Source organism: Jejuibacter sp. L23 (genome assembly GCF_050815825.1).
In the GTDB taxonomy this organism is placed as follows: domain Bacteria; phylum Pseudomonadota; class Gammaproteobacteria; order Enterobacterales; family Enterobacteriaceae; genus Jejubacter; species Jejubacter calystegiae.
In genome coordinates this window covers 3939487-3955517 of sequence record NZ_CP138199.1, presented here as the reverse complement: position 1 = coordinate 3955517, position 16031 = coordinate 3939487, and the positions used below count along the sequence as shown (strand labels likewise).

At 58.2% G+C, this 16031-nt stretch carries 18 protein-coding genes; 15 read left to right on the top strand and 3 right to left on the bottom strand.

What is annotated here, in order from left to right:
- Positions 1 to 254 precede the first annotated feature (254 nt).
- Both SCU88_RS18910 and SCU88_RS18905 read left to right on the top strand, forming a co-directional pair.
- Complete coding sequence (locus tag SCU88_RS18910) at positions 255 to 986, top strand: YnfC family lipoprotein (RefSeq protein ID WP_138098916.1); 732 nt, start codon at positions 255 to 257, stop codon at positions 984 to 986.
- A gap of 61 nt (positions 987 to 1047) precedes the next feature.
- Positions 1048 to 2187: a 3-phenylpropionate MFS transporter gene (locus SCU88_RS18905; RefSeq protein WP_138098915.1), complete on the top strand. Its 1140-nt coding sequence runs from the start codon at positions 1048 to 1050 to the stop codon at positions 2185 to 2187.
- Here the strand turns inward: SCU88_RS18905 and csiE are convergent.
- Positions 2184 to 3464, bottom strand: a complete 1281-nt coding sequence (gene csiE / locus SCU88_RS18900) for a stationary phase inducible protein CsiE (RefSeq protein ID WP_175342086.1) — start codon at positions 3462 to 3464, stop codon at positions 2184 to 2186. The two genes, SCU88_RS18905 and csiE, sit on opposite strands and share 4 nt — an antisense overlap.
- Before the next feature lie 124 nt (positions 3465 to 3588).
- Between csiE and SCU88_RS18895 the strand changes: the two genes are divergently transcribed.
- Both SCU88_RS18895 and SCU88_RS18890 read left to right on the top strand, forming a co-directional pair.
- The gene (locus SCU88_RS18895; RefSeq protein ID WP_431810180.1) at positions 3589 to 4236 is read left to right on the top strand and encodes a DUF1007 family protein; all 648 of its coding nucleotides are present in this window, start codon (positions 3589 to 3591) and stop codon (positions 4234 to 4236) included.
- The gene (locus SCU88_RS18890) at positions 4227 to 5213 is read left to right on the top strand and encodes a nickel/cobalt transporter (protein ID WP_175342088.1); all 987 of its coding nucleotides are present in this window, start codon (positions 4227 to 4229) and stop codon (positions 5211 to 5213) included. Before SCU88_RS18895 ends, SCU88_RS18890 begins: the two co-directional genes overlap by 10 nt.
- 20 nt (positions 5214 to 5233) lie before the next feature.
- On the opposite strand, the gene suhB is transcribed toward SCU88_RS18890, so the two are convergent.
- The gene (gene suhB / locus SCU88_RS18885) at positions 5234 to 6037 is read right to left on the bottom strand and encodes an inositol-1-monophosphatase (protein ID WP_138098911.1); all 804 of its coding nucleotides are present in this window, start codon (positions 6035 to 6037) and stop codon (positions 5234 to 5236) included.
- A gap of 122 nt (positions 6038 to 6159) precedes the next feature.
- Here suhB and trmJ point away from each other — a divergent pair, with 122 nt between their 5' ends.
- The 11 genes from trmJ (at position 6160) to sseB (ending at position 15002) form a co-directional block, all read left to right on the top strand.
- The gene (gene trmJ / locus SCU88_RS18880) at positions 6160 to 6906 is read left to right on the top strand and encodes a tRNA (cytosine(32)/uridine(32)-2'-O)-methyltransferase TrmJ (RefSeq protein WP_138098910.1); all 747 of its coding nucleotides are present in this window, start codon (positions 6160 to 6162) and stop codon (positions 6904 to 6906) included.
- 126 nt (positions 6907 to 7032) lie between these two features.
- Positions 7033 to 7521, top strand: coding sequence for a Fe-S cluster assembly transcriptional regulator IscR (iscR, locus tag SCU88_RS18875; RefSeq protein WP_138098909.1), 489 nt, complete (start codon positions 7033 to 7035; stop codon positions 7519 to 7521).
- Positions 7522 to 7635: 114 nt separating this feature from the next.
- Positions 7636 to 8850, top strand: a complete 1215-nt coding sequence (iscS, locus tag SCU88_RS18870; protein WP_138098908.1) for a cysteine desulfurase — start codon at positions 7636 to 7638, stop codon at positions 8848 to 8850.
- Between the two features lie 28 nt (positions 8851 to 8878).
- On the top strand, positions 8879 to 9265 hold the full coding sequence (iscU, locus tag SCU88_RS18865) for a Fe-S cluster assembly scaffold IscU (protein WP_138098907.1): 387 nt from the start codon (positions 8879 to 8881) through the stop codon (positions 9263 to 9265).
- Between the two features lie 19 nt (positions 9266 to 9284).
- On the top strand, positions 9285 to 9608 hold the full coding sequence (iscA, locus tag SCU88_RS18860; protein WP_138098906.1) for an iron-sulfur cluster assembly protein IscA: 324 nt from the start codon (positions 9285 to 9287) through the stop codon (positions 9606 to 9608).
- A gap of 77 nt (positions 9609 to 9685) precedes the next feature.
- A complete protein-coding gene (gene hscB, locus SCU88_RS18855; RefSeq protein ID WP_138098905.1) occupies positions 9686 to 10201 on the top strand; it encodes a co-chaperone HscB in 516 nt (171 codons plus the stop codon).
- A 15-nt stretch (positions 10202 to 10216) separates the two neighbouring features.
- Positions 10217 to 12067, top strand: coding sequence for a Fe-S protein assembly chaperone HscA (gene hscA, locus SCU88_RS18850; protein ID WP_175342089.1), 1851 nt, complete (start codon positions 10217 to 10219; stop codon positions 12065 to 12067).
- 1 nt (position 12068) lies between these two features.
- Positions 12069 to 12404 carry an ISC system 2Fe-2S type ferredoxin gene (gene fdx / locus SCU88_RS18845; protein WP_138098903.1) on the top strand — a complete coding sequence of 112 codons (336 nt, stop codon included), beginning with the start codon at positions 12069 to 12071 and terminating at the stop codon, positions 12402 to 12404.
- A gap of 13 nt (positions 12405 to 12417) precedes the next feature.
- Positions 12418 to 12618 carry a Fe-S cluster assembly protein IscX gene (gene iscX, locus SCU88_RS18840; RefSeq protein WP_175342090.1) on the top strand — a complete coding sequence of 67 codons (201 nt, stop codon included), beginning with the start codon at positions 12418 to 12420 and terminating at the stop codon, positions 12616 to 12618.
- A 61-nt stretch (positions 12619 to 12679) separates the two neighbouring features.
- Complete coding sequence (gene pepB, locus SCU88_RS18835) at positions 12680 to 13966, top strand: aminopeptidase PepB (RefSeq protein ID WP_175342091.1); 1287 nt, start codon at positions 12680 to 12682, stop codon at positions 13964 to 13966.
- Positions 13967 to 14225: 259 nt separating this feature from the next.
- Complete coding sequence (gene sseB / locus SCU88_RS18830) at positions 14226 to 15002, top strand: enhanced serine sensitivity protein SseB (RefSeq protein WP_175342092.1); 777 nt, start codon at positions 14226 to 14228, stop codon at positions 15000 to 15002.
- A 39-nt stretch (positions 15003 to 15041) separates the two neighbouring features.
- Here sseB and sseA read toward each other — a convergent pair whose 3' ends face one another.
- Positions 15042 to 15890, bottom strand: a complete 849-nt coding sequence (sseA, locus tag SCU88_RS18825) for a 3-mercaptopyruvate sulfurtransferase (RefSeq protein WP_175342093.1) — start codon at positions 15888 to 15890, stop codon at positions 15042 to 15044.
- Between the last annotated feature and the right edge of the window lie 141 nt (positions 15891 to 16031).

The window sequence follows — 16031 nt, the reverse complement described above, 5'->3', positions numbered from 1 at the left end:
TGTTATCCTCTGATAATTATTGTGTTTGCCCGTCAATGTTAAGTTAATGTAAATCGAGTTAAATTTTTAAATCATTAGCTGGCAATGAAAATTCAGCGTAAAAGCAGGAACAGTGACGGTCAGTTAGTGAAAGATATGGGATGAGGCGCTTTTGCCTTCGCCGGCTGGGGTGCCAGCACAGAGAATTCTTCTATCCTTTAACGTATTCCGTGCCTGACATTGCCTCCTCACACCGGGCAGGAAACCGGAGCCTTATGAAAAAGAGTTTATTGTGTCTTGCTATCATCCTGATTACCTGGAGCGCGCGGGGAGAGTCGCAGGTACAGCCTTTCCGTCCGGCGATGGCCAGCTTGTCCAACGAACTGGAGTTCGATGCGCTGCGCGGCCACGTAAAAAGTTTTGAGCAGGCGCTGTATGGCGACAGCGACAAACCGCTGATGGTGGCGAAAGGGCAGTTTGATCCCAGCGGTTGCCTTAAAGAGTATGAACGGGCGGACAGAACCAGCGGCGAGTATATGAAGCTGGTGCGCGGTAGCGACAGCAACACTCTGGTGTCGGTACGCGATAAGCGCAATACCATTGTGCTCAATGACAAATGCCAGATTGTGGAGACCACTAACAGCGATCCTGTCCATAAGCTCTATATCTACGACAATGGCTTTCTGGTGAAAGTTAAGGATGCAAAAGACGCCTGGGTCTATCGCGAGTACTTCTATACCCGCGAAGGCATGCCAAAAAGCATTGTATTTTATAGCGAACAGAACGATGTGCTGCTGATTACCGAGCCAAAGCGCAAGCTGGACGAACCCTGGGATTTTATTACCCAGGGGCTGAGTAACGGTATGCCGTTCTACCAGGCGCTGAAGAAGTGCCGCTACGACAAAATGGCCAACCCTCTGGTCTGCGACTACGCCGTCAATACCCTGACCGACGGCGGCGAAAAGAAAGAACAGCAGCGGATCCGCTATCGCACGACCTATTACTGACTTCCTGCTTGCCTGAATGCGGAGCCTCTGACAGAGTATCGGCTCCGCAGGGGAGGGAATAATGGTCGTGCAATCAACGCGCTGGCTGGCGCTCAGCTACTTTACCTACTTTTTTAGCTACGGCGTTTTTCTGCCATTCTGGAGCGTCTGGCTCAAAGGAACCGGCCTGACGCCGGAAACCATTGGCCTGTTGCTTGGCGCCGGGCTGGTGGCGCGTTTCCTGGGAAGCCTGCTGCTGGCGCCGAGGGTGCGGGATCCGGGACGTCTGGTGCAGGCGCTACGCCTGCTGGCGCTGGTAGCGCTGATCTTCGCTATTGGCTTCTGGTTGGGTAATACCGCGCTTTGGCTGCTATTGGTGATAGTCGGTTTCAACTTTTTCTTCTCTCCCCTGGTGCCGCTGACCGATGCACTCGCCAATACCTGGCAGCGCCAGATAACCATGGATTACGGTCGGGTCCGGCTATGGGGATCGCTGGCCTTTGTCATTGGTTCAGCCCTGACCGGTAAGCTGGTCAGCCTTTACGGTCATCAGGCCATCCTGATGGTACTGACGCTGGGGATCATCGCCATGCTAAGCGGAATGCTGCTACGGCCTTCGGTGGCCCCACAAGGGGACGCCCGCGGCGCAGATCATGTCGGCTGGCAGGCCTGGCGCCAGCTGTTGCAGGAAAACTGGCGTTTCCTGGGCTGCGTGACTCTGCTACAGGGGGCTCACGCCGCTTACTACGGCTTTAGTGCGCTGTACTGGCAAAGCGTGGGCTATTCGCCGAGCGTGGTGGGCTACCTCTGGTCGCTGGGCGTGGTGGCGGAAATCCTGATCTTTGCTTTTAGCAACCGACTGTTCCGGCGCTGGAGCCCCCGGGATCTGCTGCTGCTTTCCGCGCTGTCTGGCGTGGTGCGCTGGGGGCTGATGGGCTGGACCACCGAACTGCCGTGGCTGATTGTGATGCAGATTCTGCACTGCGGCACCTTTACTGTTTGCCATCTGGCGGCGATTCGCTATATCTCGGCGCACCGTGGCGCTCAGGCGATTCGCCTGCAGGCGCTCTATTCGGCGGTGGCGTTGGGGGGCAGTATCGCGCTGATGACCATGATCTCCGGCTTCCTCTATCAGCATCTGGGGGCCGGGCTATTCTGGGTGATGGCGCTGGTGGTGCTACCGGCTCTGGTGCTGCGGCCTTCCGTGGCGGCAAGAGATTAACCTTCCAGAATTTCCCGGATGTGTCGCTGCTGGCGTTCGCCCAGCGGCCCTTCGCTGTGGATCAGCGGTGGCGAAACCAGCGGCAGGGGCGTGGCATAGGGGGTGACAATCACCGCCACCCCTTTGGGCGAACCCGATGCCTGAAAGTCCGTCAGCGACTGATGGCGAATGGCGATGGGCAGCAGCGTTAGTTCACGAAGCTGCTGCTCGATCTCCGCTTCCAGCGCTGGATTGGCGCCCGTGACGATCAGCACCTGGCGTTCATGAAGATCCTGGGCCTGCATCAGCCAGGCGCCGAAAATCACCGCCACCAGGCCCGCTTCATCATCGGAGAAACGCACGCCGTAGCGATTTTCGAACGGGATTAGCGCTTCACGGGTGGTGCGCATCAGCTTTGGATAGAGGGTGGCCACATCCCGGGTCACCGGGCTGGCGACCATAATATCGAACAGCGAGCGGTCCAGCGCCTGGGCCAGGTGAATATAGAGTTGCCTGCTGAGCCCCTTCTCATCGCTGAAGTCACGACCGGAAAGTTCGCGAAAGTAAGCGATCAGATCGGCGATGGCGCGCTTCAGGCGCCGGTCCTGACGCTGGCTATCGTTACGCGGATCCGGGGTTCGCAGCAGCATAAACAGCACCGCCAGGAACAGACGCTCGTTCTCATGGGGGGGATGCGGTGTGCGACGATCCCAGTGGCGCACAATCTCTTTGGCCGCCAGCGCTTCAGCACGGGTCTGGGCCCAGCGCCGCTGGCTGTCGCTAAACTGGGGAATATGGCCCTGCTGATGCTGAGTCAGGCAGAACTGCAGGTAGAGGTTCAGGAACTGGTTGTCGCCAGGTGTGAACTGTCGCTGCAGACGGCGCGAACAGAGGTTGACCAGGGCCTGAAGGTTGGTATCGTCATAGAGCGCGCGTGAAATCCCCTGCTGACGCAGCTCCTGTTTCAGAGCGGGGGCAAACTGATGCCGGACGAAATCCGGACACAGACGCAGGCCCCGACGTAGCCAGTGAAGCAGGCAGAGGCGACGATCCAGTGCGGTGCCTTCAATCCGGTAGCTGCCGTCGGGTTGAGTCAGGATATTAAGCCGATAATTCTCCCGAATTTCATGGCGGGCATCGGCGATATCCTGGTGAACGACGGCTTCATCCACCCCATTAAGGCGTGCGATGACCTGGGGGGTCACCGTCTGTCCCGGAAGACAGAGCGTTAAAAGCAGGTGGCAGCGGCGTTGCGGATCGGAAAGCACAGATGGTGGCGGCTGAAGCAGTGTCATCATCCGATTTTTCCCGTTAGTCGTGTTCAGATCCAAGGATAGTCGAAGTTTTATGCTCCGTTTTTTCTGCTGAGCATTTTTCAGAAGGTTGTTTCGCCTGGCTCACAGTATTTTTCGCTGAGGAATGATGGATATCACTAAATCAGGACGTTGCAGCGCGCTGGCGCTGACTTTGCTGGCCCTCTCTGCCGGTGCCTTTGGGCATCCGCACAGCTTTATCACTCTTGAGAGCCAGATGGTGGTGGAGAATGATGCACTCGCCGGGCTGGCGATGCGCTGGACTATGGATGAAATGACCTCGGCCGATCTGCTGTATGACGCAGGCAGCGCCGCGCCGGATTCACCGGTCTGGAAAAAGCTGGCGGCCGAGGTGATGGCGAATGTGCTGGGGCAGCACTACTTCACGGAATTCTGGCATGGCGATCGGAAGGTGACTTTCAGCAATCTGCCACGCGATTACCGGCTGGCACGCGAGGGGAACAAGGCGGTGCTCTTCTTTACGCTGCCGCTGGCGCATCCCCAGCCGCTGGCAGGGCAACGCTATCGCTTTACCACCTTTGATCCCACTTACTATGTGGATATGCGCTACGACAATGCGAATTCGCTGACGCTGCCAGAAGCGCTGCGCCAGCGCTGTAAGCTCAACCTGAACACCCCGGAGCCCGACGCAAAACTGCAGGCCTGGGCCCTGTCGCTGGATAAAGAAGATGCGCCGCCGCAGGAGATGGAACTGGGTAAACACTTCGCGCAGCAGGTGACGCTGACATGTCAGTAATCAATAACCTTTCCTCACCCCCTGCTCGCCGCTGGCTGGCGTTTTGGCCGCTGGCGCTGCTGATACTGGCAATTGTCGGTGCTGGCGTGGCGCTGTGGCTGAACTGGCCGCAGTTGATGCTAAAGAGCACGCTTTGGCAGCGTGAGGTTAATGGCAAGCTTAGTGCGCTGTTACAGGCGGTGGCCGAAAACCCGGTGCGAGCTGGCAGCGCGCTGCTGCTATTCAGCTTTGCTTATGGCGTGCTGCACGCGCTGGGGCCGGGGCACGGCAAGGTGGTGATGACCACCTGGCTTGCCACTCATCCCTCGCGGCTGCGCGCCAGTCTGGGCGTGACGCTGGCATCGTCGCTACTCCAGGGACTGGTGGCTATCGCGCTGGTCAGTCTGGTGCTGTGGCTGCTGGCGCTGCCGGTGCGCACACTGCATCTCAGCGCTTTCTGGCTGGAAAAAGGGAGCTACCTGCTGGTGGCGCTGCTTGGCGTAATGCTGTGCTGGCGGGCGCTCAGGCGACTGCGCGGTCTGCTGCGGCGCCCGGTTTTCCTGCGGATGACACCGCATCATCAACACAGCGCTACCTGCGGCTGTGGTCATCAGCATCTGCCCTCGTCGCAGCAGATGGAAGAGAGGGGGAGTCTGCGCGAGCGGATTTTGCTGGTGCTGTCGATGGGAATGCGGCCCTGTTCCGGCGCGATCGTGGTGCTGTTATTCAGTAAAGTGATTGATGTTTTCTGGTGGGGTGTGGCGGCGGTGATGGCGATGTCAGCCGGGACTTCGCTGACCATTTCCGGGCTGGCGCTGCTGGTGCATAGCTGTCGGCAACTGGCTCGACGCATGAGCGTGAGTCGAACTCCGGCGCTATGGCAACGGGTGGCCGGTGTCACTCTGGCGCTGGCTGGCGGTGTGATACTGGTGGCGGCGGGAATTATGATGTGGCTGGCGGCGGCTCAGCCGGTCGGGCGGGGGCTCCGCCCCTTCTGACCAGGGGCGGAGTGCGGGCATCAGCGCTTAAGCGCTTCGCTCAGATCGTCGCGCACGCAGGCGAGCAGGGATTTCACCACTCGCGGGTTACCGGCCACGATATTGCCGCTGGTCAGGTAGTTATGACCGCCGACAAAGTCGCATACCAGACCGCCTGCTTCACGCACCAGCAGTTCACCGGCGGCGAAGTCCCAGGGCTTCAGGCCAATTTCGAAGAAACCGTCCACGCGACCGGCGGCAACATAGCCCAGATCCAGCGCGGCGGAGCCGGTGCGACGGAAGTCGGCGCACTGGGTAAACAGGCTGGAAACCATCTTGATGTAGGCAGTGGAGTGCTGCTTGGCTTTGAACGGGAAACCGGTGGCGAGAATGGTGCCGTCCAGATCGCGGGCGCTGCTGCCGCGCAGGCGATAGCCGTTTAGCTGGGCGCCCTGACCGCGGACGGCGCTAAACAGTTCGTTACGCATCGGATCGTAAACCACGGCCACTTCGGTACGGCCCTTAACGCGCACGGCGATAGAGACCGAAAAATGCGGCAGGCGTTTGATAAAGTTGGTGGTGCCATCCAGAGGATCGATAACCCACTGTACATCCTGGTCGCTGCCCGCCAGTTCGCCGGCTTCTTCAGAAATGATGGAATGCTGCGGATAAGACTTACGGATAGTCTCGATGATAATGCGTTCGGCTTCTTTGTCGACGTTGGTGACAAAATCATTGCTGCCTTTCTGGCTGGCTTCCACCGCGTCCGGGGTTTCATAGCTTTTAGCAATAAAATTACCGGCCTTGCGCGCCGCGCGCACGGCGATGTTGAGCATCGGATGCATGAGTTACTCTCACTGGATGTTAAAGAACGGGAAAAACGGGCGGAGTATAGCAGAGGGTTCGGAATGTGTCTTCGCTTTATGGTAGGATCGCCTGTAAAACCTGATTATTAGTCCAAAGGCATATGCTGCAGAATATTCGAATCGTACTGGTGGAGACCTCTCACACCGGCAATATGGGCTCGGTCGCCCGTGCTATGAAGACCATGGGCCTGACCAATCTCTGGCTGGTGAATCCGCTGGTGAAGCCGGATTCCCAGGCGATTGCGCTGGCGGCTGGCGCCAGCGATGTGATTGGCGATGCGCGCATCGTTGATAGCCTGGACGAAGCTCTGAGCGGCTGTAGCCTGGTCGTGGGCACCAGCGCCCGTTCCCGAACGCTCCCCTGGCCGATGCTCGACCCCCGCGAATGCGGCGTAAAAAGCGTTGAAGAGGCGCAGCACGCGCCGGTGGCGCTGGTTTTTGGTCGTGAACGCGTTGGCCTGACCAACGATGAACTGCAGAAGTGCCACTACCACGTGGCGATCCCCGCTAATCCGGAATACAGCTCCCTTAACCTGGCCATGGCGGTACAGGTTATCTCTTACGAAGTCCGTATGGCGGCGCTTGCTGCTGCTGAGCAGACGGCACCGGAACCGGGTGATGAAACGCCTTATCCGCTGGTTGACGATCTGGAACGCTTTTATGGCCACCTGGAGCAGGTGCTGCTGGGAACTGGTTTTATTCGCGCCAACCATCCGGGGCAGGTGATGAACAAGCTGCGCCGTCTGTTCACCCGTGCCCGTCCGGAAAGCCAGGAATTGAACATCCTGCGCGGGATTCTCTCTTCGATGGAAGAGGGGAATAAAGGGAAGCCGCAGAATCAGAAATAGTTGAGTGTTTTACCTGGGTAAATAGTTGACCAAATTACTCAGGAATGTCAGACTTGTGCCGCTATGTAAAAACTATATCTATGGTAAACCCCCGGGTCGAGGGGCATTTTTGAGGTTAAGTAAGACATGAGACTGACATCAAAAGGGCGCTATGCCGTGACCGCAATGCTGGACGTTGCACTCAACTCCGAAGCGGGCCCGGTACCGTTGGCTGATATTTCTGAGCGGCAGGGAATCTCGCTCTCATACCTGGAGCAGTTGTTCTCCCGCCTGCGTAAGAATGGTCTGGTGGCCAGCGTGCGTGGACCGGGGGGCGGTTACCTGCTAGGTAAAGAAGCCGGCAGTATCGCGGTGGGCGAAGTGATCAGTGCCGTTGACGAATCCGTCGACGCTACGCGTTGCCAGGGTAAGGGCGGTTGTCAGGGCGGCGATAAGTGTCTGACGCACGCGCTGTGGCGCGATCTGAGCGATCGCCTGACCGGCTTCCTGAACAATATTACGCTGGGTGAGCTGGTGAACAACCAGGAAGTGCTGGACGTTTCTGACCGCCAGCAGAATGACTCTCATCGCAGCAGCCGCGCACAGGATGCTATCGATCTGAAACTGCGCGCTTAGTACCAGAATAACGATATTCAGAATCAGGACGGGGCGCATCGAGTGACTGGCCGTACGTCCCCGCCAGCCCGACCTGATTCTTTGCATTGAAGTGATGTACGGAGCTTAAGAGCAATGAAATTACCGATTTACCTCGATTATTCTGCGACCACGCCGGTGGATCCGCGCGTCGCAGAAAAAATGATGCAATTCTTAACGATGGACGGAACCTTCGGTAACCCGGCATCCCGCTCCCACCGTTTTGGCTGGCAGGCCGAAGAGGCGGTCGATATCGCCCGTAATCAGATTGCCGATCTGATTGGCGCCGATCCGCGTGAAATCGTCTTCACCTCCGGTGCAACCGAATCTGATAACCTGGCGCTGAAAGGTGCGGCCAACTTCTATCAGAAAAAAGGCAAGCACATCATTACCTGCAAGACCGAGCACAAAGCGGTGCTGGACACCTGCCGTCAGCTGGAGCGTGAAGGCTTTGAGGTCACTTACCTTGCCCCGAAAAGCAACGGTATTATCGATCTGAAAGATCTGGAAGCGGCGATGCGTGACGACACCATCCTGGTTTCCATCATGCACGTGAACAACGAAATCGGCGTGGTGCAGGACATTGCCACCATCGGCGAAATGTGTCGTTCCCGCGGTATCATCTTTCACGTTGACGCCACTCAGAGCGTAGGTAAACTGCCTATCGACCTGAGCCAGCTTAAAGTGGATCTGATGTCTTTCTCCGGCCATAAAATCTACGGCCCGAAAGGGATCGGCGGTCTGTACGTTCGCCGTAAGCCGCGTATCCGCATCGAAGCGCAGATGCACGGCGGCGGTCACGAGCGCGGCATGCGTTCCGGCACTCTGCCGGTACACCAGATCGTTGGCATGGGTGAAGCCTACCGCATCGCGAAAGAAGAGATGGAGACCGAAATGGCCCGTCTGCGCGGTCTGCGTGCTCGCCTGTGGGACGGCCTGAAAGATATTGAAGAAGTTTACCTGAACGGCGACCTGGAACAGGGCGCGCCGAACATCCTGAACGTCAGCTTCAACTATGTTGAAGGCGAATCGCTGATTATGGCCCTGAAAGATCTGGCCGTCTCTTCCGGTTCCGCCTGTACGTCCGCCAGCCTGGAGCCTTCCTATGTGCTACGCGCGCTTGGGCTGAATGACGAGCTGGCTCACAGCTCCATCCGCTTCTCTCTGGGGCGTTTCACGACTGAAGAAGAGATCGATTACACCATCGAGCTGGTGCGTAAATCCATCGGTCGTCTGCGTGACCTTTCTCCGCTGTGGGAAATGTTCAAACAGGGCGTTGATCTGGACAGCATTGAGTGGGCTGCGCATTAATCGATTTCGGACGTAAGGAGTATTTAACATGGCATACAGCGAAAAAGTCATTGATCACTACGAGAACCCGCGTAACGTTGGGTCCTTCGACAACAGCGACCAGAACGTGGGCAGCGGCATGGTCGGCGCGCCGGCCTGTGGCGACGTGATGAAACTGCAGATTAAAGTTAACGGTGAAGGCGTGATTGAAGACGCCCGCTTTAAGACTTACGGCTGCGGCTCCGCTATCGCTTCCAGCTCTCTGGTGACCGAGTGGGTCAAAGGGAAAACCCTGGACGAAGCGCAGGCGATTAAAAACACCGATATTGCGGATGAGCTGGAACTGCCGCCGGTGAAAATTCACTGCTCGATTCTCGCGGAAGACGCTATCAAAGCGGCCATCGCGGACTATAAAAGCAAACGTGAAGCAGAATAATTTTTTTTGAGGTTGTGATATGTCGATTACCCTTAGCGATAGCGCTGCTGCGCGCGTAAACACTTTTCTTGCCAATCGCGGCAAAGGGTTTGGCCTGCGCCTTGGCGTGCGCACTTCAGGCTGTTCCGGTATGGCCTATGTACTGGAGTTTGTCGATAGCCCCGCCGATGATGACGTGGTGTTTGAAGACAAGGGCGTGAAGGTGGTGATCGACGGTAAGAGCCTGAGTTTTCTGGACGGCACGCAGCTCGACTTCGTGAAAGAAGGGCTGAACGAAGGCTTTAAATTTACCAACCCCAACGTGAAGGATGAGTGCGGTTGCGGCGAAAGCTTCAACGTCTGATTCGGCCTCTTCTCTGACTGCCCCACCACCTTCCCGGTGCGTGGGGCAGTGCTTTACTTCGCTAACCCGGAACGGATATGGATTACTTCACCCTCTTTGGGCTGCCGGTTCGCTTTGAGCTCGAAAGCCGCACTCTGGCTGCCCGCTATCAGGAGCTGCAGCGCAAGTTCCACCCGGATAACTACGCCAGCCGCCCGGAAGCTGAACAGCTTCAGGCCGTGACCCAGTCAGCCACCATCAACCAGGCCTGGCAGACTCTGCGCCATCCGCTGCCCCGCGCTGAATATATACTGTCGCTGCACGGTTACGACCTGGCAAATGAGCAGCAGACGGTGCGCGACACCGCCTTTCTGATGGAGCAGCTGGAACTGCGCGAAGAGCTGGACGATATCGAACAGGCCCGTGATGAAGCGCGGCTCGAGGCGTTTATCGCTCGCCTGAACGCAACGATCAAAACCCGCAGCGAACAGATGGTTCAGGAACTGGATAGCGAAGTCTGGGATCAGGCTGCGGATACCGTGCGTAAGCTGCGTTTTCTCGATAAACTGCGGAGCACAACAGAACAACTCGAAGAGAAGCTGCTCGATTTTTAATTCTGGAAGCTTAACATGGCCTTATTACAAATTAGTGAGCCCGGCCTGAGTAACGCGCCGCACCAGCGCAAGTTGGCGGCAGGCATCGATCTGGGGACCACCAATTCGCTGGTGGCCACGGTGCGCAGCGGGCTAACCGAAACACTGGCGGATTGCTATGGGCGCCATCTGCTGCCCTCTGTGGTGAATTATCAGCAACAGGGCCTTATCGTTGGCCAGGAAGCGCGCGCGCTGGCGGCGCAGGATCCTGTTAATACCATCAGTTCCGTTAAACGCCTGATGGGGCGCTCGCTGACGGATATTCAGAGCCGCTATCCTCATCTTCCTTATCGTCTGCATGCCAGTGTTAACGGCCTGCCGATGATCGATACCGCCGCCGGTGTGGTTAATCCGGTGCGGGTTTCCGCCGATATTCTGAAAGCCCTGGCCGATCGCGCGCGTGAAGCGCTGGCGGGGGAGCTGGACGGCGTAGTCATTACCGTTCCCGCCTATTTCGACGACGCCCAGCGTCAGGGCACCAAAGACGCTGCCCGTCTGGCGGGTCTTCACGTTCTGCGCCTGCTGAATGAACCTACTGCCGCGGCCATTGCTTACGGCCTGGATTCCGGCAAAGAGGGGATTATCGCCGTCTACGACCTGGGGGGCGGCACCTTCGATATTTCGGTGCTGCGCCTGAGTCGCGGCGTCTTTGAAGTGCTGGCGACCGGCGGCGACTCCGCGCTGGGTGGTGATGACTTCGATAATCTGCTGGCCGACTGGCTGCGCGAGCAGGCCGGGGTTAGCGACCGTCAGGATGCGACGCTACAGCGTCAGTTACTGGATGCCGCCACCGCTGCCAAAATCGCCCTGAGCGATGCGGATAGCGTGGCAGTCGATGTCGCAGGCTGGCGCGGTAACGTCACCCGTGAACAGCTTAATGAACTGATTGCGCCGCTGGTTAAGCGTACGCTGCTCTCCTGCCGCCGCGCCCTGAAAGATGCGGGCGTTGACGCGCAGGAAGTGCTGGAAGTGGTGATGGTTGGTGGCTCTACCCGGGTACCGCTGGTGCGCGACAGGGTGGGTGAATTCTTTGGCCGCGAACCTCTGACTTCCATCGACCCGGATAAAGTGGTCGCTATTGGCGCCGCGATTCAGGCCGATATCCTGGTGGGCAACAAGCCGGACAGCGAAATGCTGCTGCTTGATGTTATTCCGCTCTCGCTGGGGCTGGAAACCATGGGCGGTCTGGTGGAGAAAGTGATTCCACGTAACACCACCATTCCGGTCGCCCGCGCTCAGGAGTTCACCACCTTTAAGGATGGTCAGACCGCTATGGCGATTCACGTGCTGCAGGGCGAGCGCGAACTGGTGCAGGACTGCCGTTCGCTGGCGCGCTTTTCGCTGCGCGGGATCCCGGCTATGCCGGCAGGCGGCGCCCATATCCGCGTCACTTTCCAGGTGGATGCCGACGGCCTGCTGAGCGTCACCGCGATGGAAAAATCCACCGGCGTGGAAGCCTCAATTCAGGTGAAACCTTCCTATGGTCTGAGCGACAGCGAAATCGCCGATATGATCAAAGACTCCATGGCTCATGCCGGCGAGGATGTTCAGGCCCGTATGCTGGCTGAACAGAAGGTGGAAGCCGCACGGGTGCTGGAAAGCCTGCACAGCGCGCTGGCCGCCGATGGCGAGCTGCTGAGCGACCAGGAGCGCGGAACCATTGAACAGAGCGCGGCCCATTTGCGCACTGTTGCCGCGGGCGACGATGTCGACGCAATTAAAGAAGCCATTAAAACGATAGACAAACAGACCCAGGAGTTTGCCGCGCGCCGGATGGATCTCTCCATTCGTAAAGCGCTCAAAGGCCACTCTGTGGATGAGGTTTAATATGCCAAAGATTGTTTTTCTGCCCCATCAGGATCTCTGCCCGGATGGCGTGGTTGTGGAAGTCGAAGCTGGAGAAACTATTCTTGATGCCGCGCTGCGCAACGGTATTGAGATTGAGCATGCCTGTGAGAAATCCTGCGCCTGCACCACCTGTCACTGCATCGTACGCGAAGGCTTTGATTCGCTGGATGAGAGTAGCGAAGAAGAAGATGACATGCTGGATAAAGCATGGGGACTGGAGCCGGAAAGCCGCCTTGGCTGCCAGGCAAAGGTCACCAGCGAAGATCTGGTGGTGGAAATTCCGCGTTACACAATTAACCATGCCCGCGAGCACTAACGGGGATAGAGTGATGGGACTAAAATGGACCGATAGTCGGGAGATTGGCGAGGCGCTGTACGACAGCCGCCCGGACATCGACCCGAAAACCGTGCGTTTCACCGATCTGCATCAGTGGATTTGTGAACTGGAAGAGTTCGACGACGACCCTAAGGCCTCAAACGAAAAGATTCTTGAGGCGATACTGCTGGTCTGGCTGGACGAAGCGGATTAAGACAACGGGCTGCCAGAAGGCGGCCCGTTTCGATCCAGAACGAAAAAAGAAGGAGTTCAGGATGAGTGAAGCGATGAATATTACCCTTTCCACACAACCGGCCGACGCGCGCTGGGGCGAAAAAGCCAGCTTCAGCATCGGTAATGACGGCATCACCCTGCATCTGAACGGCAAAGAAGATCTGATTCTGATTCAGCGCGCCGCGCGCAAAATTGACGGACAGGGCTTTAAGCGGGTGCGCCTGGCCGGTGAAGGATGGGACCTGGAGAAAAGCTGGGCCTTCTGGATGGGCTACCGGGGTCCGAAAGGGGAGCGTAAGGTTGAATGGGCCGAGCTGGACGAGGCTTCGCAGCGCGAGCTGGAAAGTCGCCTGAAAATTATCGACTGGGTACGCGACACCATTAACCTGCCGGCGGAAGATTTGGGGCCGTCTCAGTTGACTCAGCGGTCCGTCGACCTGCTGAATGACGTGGGCGGCGAGCAGATTAGCTACCGTATCATTCGTGGCGAAGATCTGCGTGAGCAGGGCTATACCGGGATCCATACCGTGGGTCGCGGCTCCGAGCGTTCGTCCGCGTTGCTGACGCTGGACTACAACCCAACCGGTGATGAAAATGCGCCGGTCTACGCCTGTCTGGTCGGCAAAGGGATTACCTTTGATTCCGGCGGCTACAGCATTAAGCCCAGCGCATTTATGGACTCCATGAAGTCCGATATGGGCGGTGCCGCGCTGGCGACCGGCGCGCTGGCTTTTGCGATTACCCGCGGCCTTAAGCGCCGCGTGAAGCTGTTTCTGTGCTGCGCGGATAATATGATCAGCGGCAACGCCATGAGGCTTGGCGATATTATCAGCTACCGTAACGGCAAGCGGGTTGAGGTGATGAATACCGATGCCGAAGGGCGCCTGGTGCTGGCGGACGGCCTGATCGACGCCTGTCGTGAAAAACCGGCGCTGATCGTTGACTGCGCCACCCTGACCGGCGCTGCCAAGACCGCGCTCGGCAATGATTATCACGCGCTGCTGAGCTTTGACGATGCGCTGGTTGAGCGCCTGATGGCAAGCGCCCGGGCCGAAAACGAAGCGTTCTGGCGCCTGCCGCTGGCGGAAATGCACCGCAGCCAGTTGCCATCTAACTTTGCGGATATGAGCAACACCGGCAACGCTGCCTGCCCGGCGGGCGCCAGTACTGCGGCGGGTTTCTTGTCGCACTTTGTTGAAGAATACCAACAGGGCTGGCTGCATATCGACTGTTCGGCCACTTACCGTAAATCGGCGGTGGATCTGTGGGCGGCGGGCGCTACCGGTATTGGCGTTCGTACCCTGGCGAATCTGTTGACCGCGGAGTAAAGATTTGCCCCTCACCCTGACCCTCTCCCCAGAGGGGAGAGGGGATAAAGAGCCACAACCGGCTCCCTCTCTCCAGAGGTGAGAAGGGATAAAGAGCCACTACCTGCCCCCTCTCTCCAGAGGTGAGAAGGGATAAAGAGCCACTACCTGCCCCCTCTCCAGAGGTGAGAAGGGAGAAAGAGCCACAGCCGGCCCCCTCTCCCTTCGGGAGAGGGATGGGGTGAGGGTAAGGGGAAAAATAAATCATTCGGAAAACCCTATGTCAGAAAATAATAATCAACTGGAAACCCTGCTGGCGCAGGCCGCCACCGAACCGGCGTACCGCCCGGCCTTTTTCCGCACCCTGCTGGAGTCCAGCGTTTGGGTGCCGGGTTCTGCGGTGGAAGAGGGCGCTTTCTCTGCCGATTCCGCCGTTGACCTCCACCACTGGGAGAAAGCCGACGGCACATCGGTGATCCCCTTTTTTACCTCGCTACAGACTCTTGAACAGGCGGCCCGGGATGAACAGCCTTTTGTGGTGATGCCAGCGCGGACGCTGTTTGAGATGACCACCGGCGAGACGCTGTTTCTGAATGCCAGGCTTGAGACCGGCAAAGAATTTTCCCCTCAGGAGATCCGCCATCTGCTGAGCCAGGAGGGCGATCCGCTCAGCCAACAGCAGGTGCTGGAAGGGGGCGAGGCGCTACTGCTTTCTGAAATCGCCCAGCCGCCGCAGCAGATGCTCGATTCACTCGCGACGCTGTTTAAAACCATGAAGACGGTGAAGCGGGCGTTTATCTGTTCCCTGAAAGAGCAGGCCCAGGACGAACCGGTATTGCTGATTGGCATTGAGGCTGAAGGGGAGCTCGAGTCGATTATCCAGGCGGCAGGCAGCGTGGCGATAGATACGTTACCGGGAGACGAGCCGGTGGATATCTGCCAGGTGCAGGAAGGTCAGGGGGGGATCAGCCACTTTATGATTGCCCATTTAGCGCCTTTCTATGAGCGCCGCTGGGGCAGCTTCCTGCGTGATTTTAAGGACCGCCGTATTATGTAAAACAAACGACCCGGTCATTCAGGCCGGATCGTTTTGCCGTCAGGCGTCGGGGGCTACCGGCAGATCGTCGCGACTGCCCCATTCGCTCCAGGCGCCGTCATACAGGCGCAGATCCTGAGCACCCAGTTCGGTAAGAGCCAGTAGCACCACGGCTGCGGTCACGCCTGAGCCACAGCTGGCAATCACCGGGCGTTGCGGATCAATTCCCTGCTGTGCAAACAGCGCGCGCAGCGCTTCGGGGCTTTTCAGCGCTCCCTGCTCGACAAGAGACCCCCAGGGCATATTCAACGAACCGGGAATATGGCCGCGTTTCAGGCCCGGTCGGGGCTCATCCACTTCGCCGTTAAAACGCGCTGCCGGGCGGGCATCCACCACCTGAGCCCCCCCTTCGTGGCTGGCGAGTAACACTTCGGTCAGCCGGGCAACGACGTGGGCGTCGAACTCCGCATTGAATTCGCCCTCTTCGGGGGCCGCTACGGCACCGCTCTGTAACGGACGCTGCTCCGCCTGCCAGCCAGCGAGACCGCCAGCCAGAATCGACACCTTACGGGCGCCGAAACTTTTCAGCATCCACCAGGCGCGGGGGGCCGAGAAGAGATCGCCCTCGTCATAGACCACAAGATGGCGATCGTCGTGAACGCCCAGCTCGCGCATGGCGACGGCGAAGCCTTCCGGGCGCGGCATCATATGCGGCAGGGAAGAGGTGTGATCGGACAGGGCTTCGATATCAAAAAACAGGGCGCCGGGCAGGTGGCCCGCGCGGTATTCGCCGGGAACGTCCCGGTGTTCCTGGCCCGGGGGCGCCATGCGGGCATCCAGAATCTGAATTTCTGGGTCATTGATATGTTCTGCAAGCCATTCGCTTGCAACGAAAAGAGACGTACACATGATTGCGTCCTCGCGCCATTACTCGTGTTGAAATTGTTAAATTTTTTTATCCGTTCAACAAGCGCATTTACAGCGTTGCGCGAGATGGCGCAAGAATTAGCGGGAAAATACGCTCCCGGAATCGGGAGCGTGAAAGGGGGC

What these genes read in the sequence shown, in the direction of transcription:
- SCU88_RS18910 (WP_138098916.1), top strand. Translation starts at nt 255, where the DNA reads ATGAAAAAGAGTTTATTGTGTCTTGCTATCATCCTGATTACCTGGAGC.
- SCU88_RS18905 (WP_138098915.1), top strand. Translation starts at nt 1,048, where the DNA reads ATGGTCGTGCAATCAACGCGCTGGCTGGCGCTCAGCTACTTTACCTAC.
- csiE (WP_175342086.1), bottom strand. Translation starts at nt 3,464, where the DNA reads ATGATGACACTGCTTCAGCCGCCACCATCTGTGCTTTCCGATCCGCAA.
- SCU88_RS18895 (WP_431810180.1), top strand. Translation starts at nt 3,589, where the DNA reads ATGGATATCACTAAATCAGGACGTTGCAGCGCGCTGGCGCTGACTTTG.
- SCU88_RS18890 (WP_175342088.1), top strand. Translation starts at nt 4,227, where the DNA reads ATGTCAGTAATCAATAACCTTTCCTCACCCCCTGCTCGCCGCTGGCTG.
- suhB (WP_138098911.1), bottom strand. Translation starts at nt 6,037, where the DNA reads ATGCATCCGATGCTCAACATCGCCGTGCGCGCGGCGCGCAAGGCCGGT.
- trmJ (WP_138098910.1), top strand. Translation starts at nt 6,160, where the DNA reads ATGCTGCAGAATATTCGAATCGTACTGGTGGAGACCTCTCACACCGGC.
- iscR (WP_138098909.1), top strand. Translation starts at nt 7,033, where the DNA reads ATGAGACTGACATCAAAAGGGCGCTATGCCGTGACCGCAATGCTGGAC.
- iscS (WP_138098908.1), top strand. Translation starts at nt 7,636, where the DNA reads ATGAAATTACCGATTTACCTCGATTATTCTGCGACCACGCCGGTGGAT.
- iscU (WP_138098907.1), top strand. Translation starts at nt 8,879, where the DNA reads ATGGCATACAGCGAAAAAGTCATTGATCACTACGAGAACCCGCGTAAC.
- iscA (WP_138098906.1), top strand. Translation starts at nt 9,285, where the DNA reads ATGTCGATTACCCTTAGCGATAGCGCTGCTGCGCGCGTAAACACTTTT.
- hscB (WP_138098905.1), top strand. Translation starts at nt 9,686, where the DNA reads ATGGATTACTTCACCCTCTTTGGGCTGCCGGTTCGCTTTGAGCTCGAA.
- hscA (WP_175342089.1), top strand. Translation starts at nt 10,217, where the DNA reads ATGGCCTTATTACAAATTAGTGAGCCCGGCCTGAGTAACGCGCCGCAC.
- fdx (WP_138098903.1), top strand. Translation starts at nt 12,069, where the DNA reads ATGCCAAAGATTGTTTTTCTGCCCCATCAGGATCTCTGCCCGGATGGC.
- iscX (WP_175342090.1), top strand. Translation starts at nt 12,418, where the DNA reads ATGGGACTAAAATGGACCGATAGTCGGGAGATTGGCGAGGCGCTGTAC.
- pepB (WP_175342091.1), top strand. Translation starts at nt 12,680, where the DNA reads ATGAGTGAAGCGATGAATATTACCCTTTCCACACAACCGGCCGACGCG.
- sseB (WP_175342092.1), top strand. Translation starts at nt 14,226, where the DNA reads ATGTCAGAAAATAATAATCAACTGGAAACCCTGCTGGCGCAGGCCGCC.
- sseA (WP_175342093.1), bottom strand. Translation starts at nt 15,890, where the DNA reads ATGTGTACGTCTCTTTTCGTTGCAAGCGAATGGCTTGCAGAACATATC.